This is a genomic window from Dactylosporangium sp. NPDC051485, from assembly GCF_040682015.1.
Taxonomy (GTDB): domain Bacteria; phylum Actinomycetota; class Actinomycetes; order Mycobacteriales; family Micromonosporaceae; genus Dactylosporangium.
The window spans coordinates 23,362-35,706 of record NZ_JBFAZW010000110.1 but is presented as its reverse complement, the minus strand read 5'-3'; the positions used below and the strand labels follow the sequence as shown (position 1 = coordinate 35,706).

At 75.7% G+C, this 12,345-nt stretch carries 9 protein-coding genes and 1 pseudogene; 4 read left to right on the top strand and 6 right to left on the bottom strand.

Translation table 11 applies throughout. The annotated features are described in order from the left end of the window. From AB0M46_RS41735 to AB0M46_RS41725, 3 genes and pseudogenes are all read left to right on the top strand, one after another. Nucleotides 1–243: pseudogene (locus AB0M46_RS41735) on the top strand (decarboxylase); the annotation flags it as partial. Between the two features lie 5 nt (nucleotides 244–248). Continuing rightward, nucleotides 249–902 carry an HAD family phosphatase gene (locus AB0M46_RS41730; RefSeq protein WP_363345431.1) on the top strand — a complete coding sequence of 218 codons (654 nt, stop codon included), beginning with the start codon at nucleotides 249–251 and terminating at the stop codon, nucleotides 900–902. Then, nucleotides 884–1,837: an LLM class flavin-dependent oxidoreductase gene (locus AB0M46_RS41725; protein WP_363345430.1), complete on the top strand. Its 954-nt coding sequence runs from the start codon at nucleotides 884–886 to the stop codon at nucleotides 1,835–1,837. Before AB0M46_RS41730 ends, AB0M46_RS41725 begins: the two co-directional genes overlap by 19 nt. Before the next feature lie 247 nt (nucleotides 1,838–2,084). On the opposite strand, the gene AB0M46_RS41720 is transcribed toward AB0M46_RS41725, so the two are convergent. The 4 genes from AB0M46_RS41720 to AB0M46_RS41705 form a co-directional block, all read right to left on the bottom strand. After that, nucleotides 2,085–3,344 carry a DUF6596 domain-containing protein gene (locus AB0M46_RS41720; RefSeq protein ID WP_363345429.1) on the bottom strand — a complete coding sequence of 420 codons (1,260 nt, stop codon included), beginning with the start codon at nucleotides 3,342–3,344 and terminating at the stop codon, nucleotides 2,085–2,087. Next, complete coding sequence (locus AB0M46_RS41715) at nucleotides 3,341–3,673, bottom strand: YciI family protein (protein ID WP_363345428.1); 333 nt, start codon at nucleotides 3,671–3,673, stop codon at nucleotides 3,341–3,343. Before AB0M46_RS41715 ends, AB0M46_RS41720 begins: the two co-directional genes overlap by 4 nt. Then, on the bottom strand, nucleotides 3,621–5,000 hold the full coding sequence (locus tag AB0M46_RS41710) for an MFS transporter (protein WP_363345427.1): 1,380 nt from the start codon (nucleotides 4,998–5,000) through the stop codon (nucleotides 3,621–3,623). Before AB0M46_RS41710 ends, AB0M46_RS41715 begins: the two co-directional genes overlap by 53 nt. Before the next feature lie 93 nt (nucleotides 5,001–5,093). Beyond that, the gene (locus AB0M46_RS41705) at nucleotides 5,094–5,975 is read right to left on the bottom strand and encodes a LysR family transcriptional regulator (protein WP_363345426.1); all 882 of its coding nucleotides are present in this window, start codon (nucleotides 5,973–5,975) and stop codon (nucleotides 5,094–5,096) included. A gap of 61 nt (nucleotides 5,976–6,036) precedes the next feature. Here AB0M46_RS41705 and AB0M46_RS41700 point away from each other — a divergent pair, with 61 nt between their 5' ends. Next, a complete protein-coding gene (locus AB0M46_RS41700) occupies nucleotides 6,037–6,879 on the top strand; it encodes an LLM class F420-dependent oxidoreductase (RefSeq protein ID WP_363345425.1) in 843 nt (280 codons plus the stop codon). 97 nt (nucleotides 6,880–6,976) lie between these two features. Here the strand turns inward: AB0M46_RS41700 and AB0M46_RS41695 are convergent, their stop codons facing one another. Together AB0M46_RS41695 and AB0M46_RS41690 are read right to left on the bottom strand one after the other, a co-directional pair. Next, nucleotides 6,977–11,371 (bottom strand): HAD-IC family P-type ATPase, encoded by a 4,395-nt coding sequence (locus AB0M46_RS41695; RefSeq protein ID WP_363345424.1) that lies wholly within the window; start codon nucleotides 11,369–11,371, stop codon nucleotides 6,977–6,979. Then, a complete protein-coding gene (locus AB0M46_RS41690) occupies nucleotides 11,368–11,970 on the bottom strand; it encodes a hypothetical protein (RefSeq protein WP_363345423.1) in 603 nt (200 codons plus the stop codon). The genes AB0M46_RS41695 and AB0M46_RS41690 overlap by 4 nt, the downstream gene beginning before the upstream one ends. Nucleotides 11,971–12,345 lie beyond the last annotated feature (375 nt).

The window sequence follows — 12,345 nt, the reverse complement described above, 5'->3', positions numbered from 1 at the left end:
TGCTGCGGGCTGACCCCGGCCGGGATGACCGCCTACGACCTCGCCGACGCCGCGATCAAACGCGCGATCATCGCATCCGCCCACCGCATCATCGCAGCCGCCGAACCGGCCAAGTTCTCCCGCACAGCCCTGGCCTACGTGGCGCCCGTCTCCGCGTTGAGCATGGTCGTCACCACCGACGACGCGGACGACGAACACACCAACGCCCTCACCGCCGCCGGCACCATCGTCCACAAGGTGTGATCGACATGCCCGACGTCATCCTGTTCGACCTGTTCGGTGTCATCGCCCGGCACCAGTCCCCATCGGCCAGACACACCCTGGCCGCGATCGCCGAGGCCCCCGACGATGCGTTCTGGGAGGTCTACTGGCGGCTGCGCGCCCCGTACGACCTGGGCCAGGTCACCGGCGCCGAGTACTGGCGACGGGTCGCGACCGCACTGGGCACCGCCTTCGGCGAGGACCGCGTCGCCGCCCTCGTCGCCGCCGACGTCGCCGGCTGGAGCGCCGTCGACGACGACATGGTCGCCCTGATCGAGCGGACCGCCGCGGCGGGTGTGCGCCTGGGGCTGCTGTCGAACATCCCCGAGGAGCTCGCCGCGCACTACGAACGCCACCACGGCCGGTGGCTGCGGCACTTCGACCTCGTCGCCTTCTCCTGCCGCATCGGCCGGGCCAAGCCGGACGCCGAGGCGTACCGCTGGTGCTGCCACCAACTGGGCCTGACCCCCGACCGCGTGCTGTTCATCGACGACCGCGCCGAGAACGTGCACGCCGCCGAACGCCTCGGCCTGCACACCCACCTGTTCACGGGCGCCGCCGCGGCCGCCCAGGCGATCGGCGCCGACGGCGTTCGTCACGACCACACCGGGAGGCTTTCGTCATGGCACGTATCGGGGTAATGCTGCCGCGGGACCTCCCCGCGGACCAGGTGCTGACCTATGCCCGCAGCGCCGAGCAGCTCGGCTTCGACGAGCTGTGGGTCGTGGAAGACCTGGGGTTCCGGGGCGGCGTGGCCCAGGCCGGTGCCGTCCTGGCGGCCACCTCGCGCGTCGTGGTGGGGATCGGGATCATGCCGGCCGGGGCGCGCAATGCCGCGTTCGCCGCGATGGAGCTCGCGACGCTCGCCCAGCTGTTCCCCGGCCGGTTGATCGCGGGCATCGGGCACGGGATGCCGGACTGGATGCGGCAGGTCGGCGCGCGGCCGGCCAGCCCACTCACGTTGCTGCGCGAGCACGCGGTCGCCGTGCGTGCGCTGCTGCGCGGCGAGCCGGGGCCGGCCGCGGGCCGCTACGTCGACGTCGAAGGTGTGGTGATCGGCGAACGGCCCCAGGTCGTGCCGCCGGTCGTGCTCGGGGTGCGCGGCCCGAAGTCGATCGCGATCGCCGGGCAGGTCGCGGACGGCGTACTGCTGGCCGAGCCGGCTGCGCCGCCCTACATCGCGGGCGCGATCGAGCGTCTCGCGTCGGCGTCGCCGGAGGTCATCACCTACGACGCCGCGGTCGTCGGCGACGACGGACGGGCGGCTCGCGACCTGGTGCGGCCCGGCCTGGCCTGGATCGGCGAGCCAGACTGGGCGCCGCACCTGGCCGCGCTGCCCTTCGCGGCCGACCTGGCGCGGCATCGCCAGGCATCGCCGAGCCGCGAGGAGTTCGCCGCGACGATGCCCGACGAGTGGGTGCGGGAGTTGTCGCTGGCCGGGACGCCCGACGAAACGCGCGCCCGGATCGCGGCCCGGCACGCCGCCGGCGCGACGAGCGTCGTGATGGTCCCGGCCGAGCCCGACCCCCTCGACGCGCTGCCGCGGCTGGCACGGGTGCTGGCACACCACGGCTAATGCTTACGGACTGCTCGTGCGGCAGGCGCCGGACCCGGTTCGCCCGGCGTCTCCAGCTGCGCATAGCTGCCCAGTGCGTCCCGCAGGTGCCGGTGGGCGGCGGGCCGGTCGCGGCGAGCCCCTCGTGAGCTCAGCGCGGCATCGACGGGCCGCCGGCTACGACTGGGGGCAGACTTCTGACCAGCCGATGGTGCCCCGCCAGCCCGAGTGGGCGACGTTGTTGTAGACCAGGGTGGCGGCGGCCAGACTACGCATCCGGTCGGTGCCGTGAGAGCCGGCCGTGCAGGTACTCCCGCTCGGCCTCGTTCGCGGTGAGCGCCAGGGCGGCCCGGAAGGCCTCGTCCGCCGCGGCGGCGCGGCCCAGGCGGTCGAGCAGGTCGGCCTTGACCGCCGGCAGGTAGTGGTACCCGGCCAGGCGCGGGTCGCCCTCGAGCCGCTCGACCTCGCGCAGGGCGGCCTCGGGGCCGTCGGCCATGGACAGGGCGACGGCCCGGTTGAGGTCGACGACCGGCGAGGGCCAGGCCGCGCGCAGCCCGTCGTAGAGCTCGACGATCTGCCGCCAGTCGGTCTCCGCGAACGACGGGGCCTCGGCGTGCAGGGCCGCGATCGCCGCCTGCAGCAGATACCGCCCCGCCGGGCGGGCGCCGCGGTAGCGCAGGGCCCGCAGCACGAGGTCCCGGCCCTCCTCGATGAGCGCGCGGTCCCAGCGGGTGCGGTCCTGCTCGTCCAGGCGCAGCAGCCGGCCGTCCGGGCCGGTTCGCGTCTCCTTGCGCGCGTCGAGGAGCAGGACCAGGGCCAGCAGCCCGGCCGCCTCCGGCTCGTCGGGCATCAGCCGGTGCAGCATCCGGGCCAGGTGCACCGCCCGGCCGGTGAGGTCGGCGCGCAGCAGCTCGGGGCCGGACGCCGCCGTGTGGCCGCTGGTGTACAGCAGGTGCACGACCGACAGGACGGCGTCGAGCCGTTCGGGCAGTTCGCTCGCGCGCGGGACGCGGAACGGGATGCGCGCGGCCGCGATCTTCTTCTTGGCGCGGGTCACCCGGGCGGCCATGGTGGCCTCGGAGACGAGGAACGCCCTGGCGACATCCGGGGTGGCCACCCCGCACACGAGCCGGAGGGTGAGGGCGACCTGCGCATCGCGCGCGAGCGCCGGATGGCAGCACGTGAACACGAGCCGGAGCCGATCGTCCGGCGAACCGTCGGGTCGATGATCCGGCTTCTCAGAGATATCCGATTTGTCCGAATCATCGGCAGGGAGCGCCAGCAGCGGCAGCTTCGCGCGCAGGGTCTGCTCGCGACGCAGCACGTCCACCGCGCGCCGCTTGGCCACCGTCACCAGCCAGGCCGCGGGTTGCTGCGGCAGCCCGTCCCGGGGCCAGACGACCAGGGCCTGCGCGAACGCCTCCTGCGCGCACTCCTCGGCCAGGTCCAGGTCACGGGTGACCCGGACCGTGGCCGCCAGCACGTACGCCCAGTGCGCCCGGTAGGCGTCCTCGACGTCGCCGCTCATCCCTCGAAGAGGGGCCGGATCTCGACGCCGCCCCGCCAGGTCGCCGGGTTGCGGCGGGCGATCTCCAGGGCGTGGTCGAGGTCGCGGGCCTCGAGGATGTAGAACCCGGCGACGACCTCCTTGGCCTCGATGAACGGCCCGTCGGTGACGGTGTCGCCGCGCACCGCGGTCGCGGTGGTGCTGGGCTGCAGCCCGTAGCCGGCGACGATGCGGCCGCCGAGCCGCTCGGCCTCCTCGGCGTGGGCGAAGTGCGCCTGCAGTTCGGCGGGCGGCAGGTCAGCCGGGTCCGCCGGGGCCGGCGTGAAGAGCAGGATCGCGTACTGGGTCATGTTCGGTACCTTTCCCTAACCGCGGCAGGCGCCGCAGGACGATGGCGAGCAGGACGGCGAGGCCGGTCAGCAGGGCGGCGCCCACTGCGGCGACGGTGTGCAGGCCGGTGACGGCGGCGAGGCTGCCCAGCAGGGCGACGCCGAGCGCGTACCCGAGGTCGCTGGAGGTCTGGTTCAGCCCCGCGGCGGCCCCGGCCCGCTCCGGTGGCGCCGAGCCGACGACGAGGCCGGTGCCGAGGGTGACGAGCGGCCCGGTGCCCAGGCAGTTGACGACGAGGCCGAGCACCAGCTGGTCGCCGGCGATGAGCAGCATGCCGGCCGCGCTCAGCAGCACGCCGCCGGCGATGAGCGGCCCGGGCCGGACCAGCCGGGCCAGGCGCGGCGCCACCTGGAAGCCGAGCACCGAGGCGAGCATGCCGGGCGCGAGGGCGAGCCCGGCCCGCAGTGGCGACAGGCCGTCGACCACCTGCAGATGCTGGGCCATCTGCACCATGGTGCCGCCGGCGAGCAGGGCGTAGAGCAGCAGGCCGCCGAGCATGGCCGCGAACGTGCGGTCGGCGAAGAGGGCCGGGTCGACGAGCGGCTCGGCGAGGCGGCGCTGCCGGCGCAGGAACAGCCACCCGCAGCCGAGCCCGGCCGCCAGCAGCAGCAGCGGCGGCAGCGCCCAGCCGTCCCGCGCAAGAGCCTTGATCGCCTGTACGGCGGGCAGCACCCCGGCCAGCGACAGCCCGACGCTGGCAAGGTCGAGCCGGCCGGCGCTCTGGTCGCGGTACTCCGGCAGCAGCACCGGGCCGAGGGCCAGCAGCAGCACCATCGCCGGAACCCCGATGAGGAACACCGCGCCCCACCAGAACCGGGCGAGCAGCAGCCCGCCGGCCACGGGCCCGATGATCGCCCCGACCGTGAAGCAGCCGGCCCACACCCCGATCGCGGCGGCCCGCCCCCGCGGGTCGCGGAACATGTGTGTGATCAGCCCGAGCGTCGACGGGGCGAGGGCCGCGCCGGCGATGCCGAGCACGGCCCGGGCCGCGATGAGCATCCCCGGCCCGGTCGACCAGGCGGCGGCGAGCGACGCGGCGCCGAAGACGGCCGCCGCGGCGAGCAGCAGCCGCCGGCGCCCGATCCGGTCCCCCAGCCCGCCCATGGTGATCATGAACCCGGCCACCATGAACCCGTACACATCGATGATCCACAGCTGCTCGACCCCGTCCGCGTGCAGCGCCCGCGCGATGCTCGGCAGCGCCAGGAGCGTGACGAACATGTCGAGCGAGACCAGCAGCGTCGGCAGGGCCAGCACCGCCAGGCCCGCCCATTTCCGTACCTTCACGTGAAAAAGTCGAACGACCCACGCGACATCGACAGCATGTGACCCGAATCACATCGTCGACCTCATGGAGAAAGCGGGCCATAGCTGATCGCGTCACAAGCAGCGGCAGCACGCCTCGGTGAAGACCCGGACCGCGTCGCGCTCGTCGCCGGTGCGCCACACCACGGCGAGGCGGCTCGGGGAGAGCCCGTCGACCGGGCGGAACACGACGTCGTCGCGCTGGTAGATCTCGACGTTGCCGGCGGCGAGCAGGGCGACGCCGTGGCCGGAGGCGACCGCCTCGAACGTCTCGTCCGCGGTCTCGGCGATCACCGCGATCCGGGCCGGGGCCGTGCGCTGCTCGGCGGCGAGCCAGAAGTCGCGCAGCGGCCCGGCGGACTCCGGTAGCGCGACGAACGCCTCGCCGGCCAGCGCCGCGAACGGCACCCGCCGACGCCGGGCGAGGCGGTGCCCGGGCGGCAGCGCGACCCAGCGCTCCTCGACGGTGACGACGCGCCAGGACAGCTCGGCGTCCGGCGGTACCGGCAGCCAGGCCACCGCCACGTCGACCCCCGCGGCGCCGAGGCCGGCGCTCGGGTCCGTCCACGGAACCTGCCGGAACTGCAGGCGCCAGCCCGGCAGGTCGCGGGCCAGGCGCCGGGTCACCGCCGGGATCAGCCCGCGGCCGATGCTGGTCTGGAACCCCACGGTCAGGGTGCTCTGCGCGGCCGCCTCCGCCTCGCCGACCGCGCGGCGCGCGTCGTCCCACATCCGCAGCAGCTCGCGGGCGTGCGGCAGCAGCGCCGAGCCGGCCGGGCTGAGCGCGATCGCCCGCCGGCTGCGGTCGAACAGCCGGGCCCGCAGCGCCGACTCCAGCTGCGCGACCTGCTTGCTCAGCGCCGGCTGCGACACGTGCAGCCGGCGCGCCGCCCGGGTGAAGCTCAGCTCCTCGGCGACGGCGGTGAAGTACCGCAGGTCCCGCAGGTGGGCATCCATAACCGAAGGTTATCGGAACCGGTCTTGGACGCCGCCGCGCACGCGGCGTGAGGATGGTCGCGTGGAACTCGGCGTCTCGGGACTCAACGCGAAGGCGGCCATCGGGCCGGAGGTGACCGTGCGGCTGGCCCGCCGGGCGGAGGAGATCGGCTACCGCAGCTGGTGGGCGGGTGAGCATGTGGTGCTGCCCAGCCCGCGCACGCCCGACTCGCCGATGGCGCCGACCGACCCGATCCTCGACCCGCTGGTGCACCTGGCGTTCGTCGCCGCCGCGACCCGCTCGCTCGGGCTGGGCACCGCGATCGTGATCCTTCCGCAGCGCAACCCGGTGGTGCTGGCCAAGCAGGTGGCGAGCCTCGACGTGCTCAGCGGCGGCCGGCTGAGCCTCGGCGTCGGCGCCGGCTACCTCGCCCCGGAGATGACGGCGGTCGGCGTGCCGATGCGCGAGCGGGGCGCGCGCACCGACGAGTACATCGACGCGATGCGCTCGCTGTGGCTCGACCCGGCGCCCGCCTACTCCGGCCGCTTCGCCGCGTTCGCCGGCGTCGACGCCCACCCGCGCCCGACCCGGCCGGTCCCGATCGTCATCGGCGGCCACAGCCCCGCCGCGTTCCGCCGCGCCGTCGAGCGCGGCGACGGCTGGTTCGGCAACGGTGACGAGCCGGCCGACCTGGAGCGCCACCTGGCGGGGCTGGCCCGGGCGGCGGCCGGGCACGAGCGCCGCGTCGCCGGGCCGCTGCACATCACCTGGATGCAGTTGCGGCCGCCGTCGAAGGAGCAGGTCATCCGGTACCGCGAGCTGGGCGTCGACCGGCTCGTGGTGTACCCGCTGCCGATCGAGGACGCCGGCGACGTCGAGCGGTTCCTGGAGCGCTCGGCGGAGGTCTTCGCGGCGGCCTGTTGAGGTAGCCGCCCCGGGGGCGATGCACGTTCCCGCCTTCGAGGGAGTGCCCGCGAAAGGTCGAACGGCCCGCGCGACATCGACAGCATGTCGACCTGGATCACGCACCAATCCAGCGGCCGAGCGCCGCGGCCAGTCCACCCGCACCCGGTGCCTGCTCAACCGGCCGGGTCTCGTCCGGCGGGGAGCCGCCCGGCAGCGCCACCGGCAACCGCAGCGTCCCCAGCGCCGTGCCGGCCGCCGTCGCGGCCAGGACGATTCCCCAGCCGACCGGGCCCAGCGGCCGGCAGCCGAAGAACCGGCTCACCCCCGGGGTCTGCACGGCACCGACCAGCACCGCGGCGGACGCCCCGGCGGCGCCCAGGACGATCGGGTCGCCGCCGGACAGCAGCGCGGTCTGGCCCAGCTGCGCCCCGACAAGCGAGGCGAGGGCCACGGTGCTGGCCCGCCGCTGCGACCCGGTCGCCTTGGCCGTGATCCAGGCGCCCGCCGTCGCGGCCGAGGTCGCGACCGCCCGGCGGATCACGTCGCCGGTCAGCGCCCGTCCCAGCGAGGTGTCCGGCCCCTCACGCACGAGCCGCTCCGGGTCGACGTGCCGCGGCGGGCGGGCGGCGACGGTGATGGCGGGCAGCAGGTCCGTCATCAGGTTCACGAACAGGATCTGCCGCGCGTTGAGCGCCGGCGTGGCCGAGACGAGGGAGCTGCCGACGGTGAACAGGATCTCGCCCAGGTTGCCGCCGAGCAGCAGCGCCAGTGACTCGCGGACCGACGCCCACATGGCGCGCCCCTCCACGACCCCGTCGACGATCGTCTCGAGCCGGCCGTCCATCACGATCAGGTCGGCCGCCTGGCGGGCCGCGGCGGTGGCCTGCTCGCCGAGGGCGATGCCGACGTCGGCGAGCCGGATGGCCGGGGCGTCGTTGGCGCCGTCGCCCGTGACCGCGACGCTGCGCCCGGCCCGGTGCAGCGCCTGGACCACCGCGACCTTGTGGCTGGGGCTCACCCGGGCGAAGACCGACGCCTTGGACACCAGCGCGTCGATGGCGTCGTCGTCGCCCTCCGCACCGTCGAGCTCCGGGCCCGTCACGACGGTACCGCCGTCGAGCAGGCCGAGCTCGGCGGCGATCGCCTCCGCCGTGCTGGGATGGTCGCCGGTCAGCATGAGCACCTTGATGCCGGCGCGGCGCAGCCGGTGGATCGCCTCGGCCGCGGTGGACCGCGTGGGGTCGGCCAGCCCGAGCAGGCCGAGGAACTGCATGCCGTCGACGCGCTCGTCGACGAGGCGGCCCCGGGTCGACGCCGCCCGCTCCGCGATCGCGAGGACCCGCAGTCCCTGCCGGGCCATGCGGTCGACCTCCGCCTCGATCTCCCGGCGATCGGCCACGGTCAGGGGGCACGCCTGCCCGTCGACGAGCCGGCTGGCGCACCGCGGCAGCGTCGTCTCCGGCGCGCCCTTGACGCTGATGACCAGGCCCCCGTCCGCCGCGCCGAGCACGGCGTGGAACCCGCGCACCGGCTCGAACGGCAGCTCCCGCACCCCGCGCCAGCCGGCGGCGGCCTCGCCCGTGGTGACGCCGGCCGCCTCGGCACCGGTCACGACCGCCTGATCGGTCGGGTGCGGCAGCGTCCCCTGCCCGTTCGGGGCCGGGCTCGCCCGCAGCGCGGCGGCGAGGATTCCCCGCTGCCGCGGCATGAGCCGCTCGACCGGCGCGCGCACCCGGCCGTCGGAGACGACGCGCAGCGCGATGCGCCCCTCGGTCAGCGTGCCGGTCTTGTCGAAACAGATCACGTCCGCCCGGCCGAGCGCCTCCATCGAGCGGGGATCGCGGACCAGGATGTTGCGCCGGGAAAGCCGGCGGCTGGCGCTGAGCTCCGCGGCGGTCGCGATGAACGGCAGCCCCTCGGGGATCGCCGAGACCGCCAGCGCGACGGAGTTGCTGACCGACTCGGCCAACCGGCCCCGCAGCAGGCCGGTGGTGAGCAGGGCCGCCGCGGCCGCGCCGGCCGCCGGCAGCGACGCCTTCGTCAGCTCCCGCAGCCGCTGCTGCACGCCGCTTCTCGGCGGCTCCTGCAGCGCGGTCAGCGCGTTGCGGCCCGCCTCCGTCTCGGCGCCGGTCGCGACCACGACGCAGGTGGCCGACCCGGCGGCGACGGTCGTGCCGGCGTACACCATGCTGGTGCGCTCGGCGATCGCGGCCGCCCGGGTCGCGGCGGGGCTCTTGACGACCGGCACCGACTCACCGGTCAGCGGGGACTCGTCCATCTCCAGGCCGGTGGTCTCGATCAACCGGGCGTCCGCCGGAACCGCGTCGCCCGGCTCGAGCACCACGACGTCGCCCCGCACCAGCTCGTCGACGCGGCCGACCCGCTCGACGCCGTCGCGGAGCAGCCGGACCGGCGGCGCCGCCTGGCTGACCAGCCGGCGCAGCGCGCGACGGGCCGCCGCCCCCTGGACGCCGGAGAGCACCGCGTTGCCGAGGATGACGGCGGCGACCAGCGCCGCGTCGATCGTCGCCCCGGTCACGGCGGAGACACCGGCCCCGGCGGCCAGGGGCAGCGTCAGCGGGGTGTCGAGCTCGCGGGCGACGGTGCCGAGCATCCCCAGCCCGGCCGGCGTGTCGGCGGACTGGTCCGCGACCAGGTCCCGCCGGCGCCGCTCGGCCTCCGCCTCGCCGATGCCGCGCGCGGCGGTGCCCAGCACCCGCATGACCTCACCGACGGGCAGGGCGTGCCAGGGGACGTCGGCGGCCGGCGCGGGCGGGGTCCGGCGGGACAGCCCGAGCACCGACCACATCCCGCCGGCGACGTTGACCGCCTGGGCGACAGCCGTCGCGATCGACGTGCGGCGGGCGCCGGCCTCGGACGGGTCCGCGAGCCCGAGCAGCGCCGCGGCCACCGAGCCCTGCAGCGCCACGTGGGTGCCGCGCCGGCTCACGGCGCGGGCCATCGCCGCCGCCTCCAGCAGCAGCCAGGCCGTCTCCAGGCCGGGCCCGCCCATCAGGTGCGCGCCCCACGGCGGCCGGCGGTCCTCGCGCAGCACGCCGAAGCCGCAGTCCGCCGCGGACAGCGCCGTGTCGTTGCGGTCCGCGATCAGCACCACGACGCGCCCGTCGGCCTGCAGCGCGCGGACCGACGCGGCCAGGCGCGAGCCGCCGGGCACGTGGCCGTCGGCCGGGACCCGCCGGCGGACCCCGGCCGCGGCCCCGGCGAGCAGGACGGTTCCGGCCCGCCGGCCGGCCGCGACCACGGCCGCGGTCAGCGGGTCCAGGGCCTGTTCGACGACGACGACCGCCGCGACGCTCCCGTCGCGGGTCAAGGCGTACAGCCTGCCCCGGTGCCCGTCGTGGGCGCGGGCGTCGGCGAGCACAGCGTCGGGGATCCGGGCGTCGAGGTGGCGCAGGTCGGCGAGCGCCCAGCCGTCGGCTCCGGCGCCGTCCTGCGATGTGGCGCCGGGGTCGCCGACGAGCCGTGCCGCGGCCTCCCAGGCGGTCTCGACCGTGCCGTGCACGGGCACCACGTGGCTGATGACCTGCCGGCTGCCGGTCAGCACGCCGGCGTCGATGACCACCGTGTCGACCCGGTCCAGCCGGCGCAGCGCCGCACGGTCGCGCACGAGCACGTCGCGGCGCGCGAGCAGCCGGCCGAGACCGCCCGCGAACGCCTCCCGCCCGGTGTGCGCGGGGATCGGCGAGCCGGCCATGAGGACCCGGGCCGCCCGGCGGACGCCCGTCGGCAGCTGCGTCGCCGCCGCGGCGGCGAGCAGCGTGAAGGTGCTGACCCGGCGGGCGTACCGCTCGATCGGGCCGTCGGGCAGCTCGCCCTCCCGGCCGCCGGGTCGCTCGGCCCGGCCGGCGTCCGCGTCCGGTGCCAGCCCGCTCTCCCGGCGCCGCCAAGTCTCGCGCTGCGCGGAGATCTCCCGCAGCAGCAGCGCGCGCAGGGCGGCGTCGGCGAGCAGGGACAGCTCGGCCTGGCCCACGGCGTTGATCGTCGCGTTGACGGCGGAGATCAGCAGATCGGCCTCGTGCCGGCCCAGCAGCCGCTGCAGGCCGGGTCGTACCCCCGGCAGATGGTCGACCAGCGCGACGAGCGCGACCAGCTCGCGCGCCGCCGCGGGCAGCCGCAGCCACCGCGCGACGACCGCCCCGGCGGTGCCGGTGAGATCGGCGGCCAGCGTGAGCCGGTGCCGGGTCTCGGCATCCAGGTCGTCCTGCCCGGCGCCGGGAATGAGGTCGGACTCGGCATCCGCGACGGCGCCGACGAGATCGTCGAGGTCGAGGCCTTCCTCGTCGTAGCTGACGAGCAGGCGGCCCAGTGCCGCGTTCCACGCGGCCCAGTCCACGCCGTGCAGCGCGCCGACCGCCTTCTCGATCAGCCGGCCGTGCTCGGCGGTGACCAGGCCCTGGCGGGCGCCGTGGATCTCGATGTGCGCAAGGCCGCCCCGGGCCCAGGCCTTCCGCCGGCCGCGGAACGGCCGGTGCGCGCCGCGCTTCGTCACCCGGCGACGACGGCGGTGCGACGTGCGCGGGTCGCCACCCACACCCCTGCCGCGGCGGCGAGGGCCACCGGCCACTCCAGGACGCCGAACACGGCCAGCGCGCCGACGCCGCCGTAGTACAGCAGGCGCGTGGGACCGGGCCGGGGGATGGGAATGGCGGACATGACCGTGCGGGTCGTCCAGCGGACCCGCTGGACGGCGGCCTGCGCATCGGACGATCCCATGTGTACGACGGGCACCTTGACGTGCGGCATCGGCACTTCGTGCCAGGTCACCCGCTCGGTCTCGGATACCTCGGCGGCCTGCCCGGGCTGGCCGGCGGCGAGCTGCGGCGCGGTCTCACGCCGGCTGGCACGGGCCGTCCGCGCCCGCTGCTTCTCGGCCTTCTTCTGCGGCTGCGGTGCGGCAGCCTCCGCCTCGGTCGCCGTCGCGGAAGGCTTCGGCGCGGTGGCGGTCGCCGCCGGAGCGGCCGTCGTCGCCGGTGGCTGTGGCGGGGTCGCCTTTCGCGCCCGGCTCGGCCGCTGGGTCGTCTCCTGTGCCGCATCGGCCGACTTCGGCTTGGATCGGCCTCGTGCGCGCGGCTGTGCGGTTGTCGTCATGGTAAGCACCTCCAGAAGGGCAGTGCCTACCCGGACTGCAGGTGGTCAACCACGAATCGGACCGGCGACCGGGCCGCCCCGGTCGCGAAGCCGCTCCCCTGTTCAGGCGGTGGTGGTGCGTCCGACGAACCGGCGGACGGCGGCGACGATGAGCGAGATCAGCAGGGCGCTGACCACCTCGACGGCGATGGCGGCGAGCAGAGCGGACATGCGATTCCCTTCGGGTTCGGGCGTCGGCGGAAATGTAGGCGCACCACGTGAACGCCGGATGAATCGGCGCAGGTCATCGGGGGCCGAACCCGCGTCCTGCGGGAAGCCTGCGAGTGGGCGGACACGTGCACGGGCCGGCCAAGGTTCACCGGAAGTTCCGGCGAG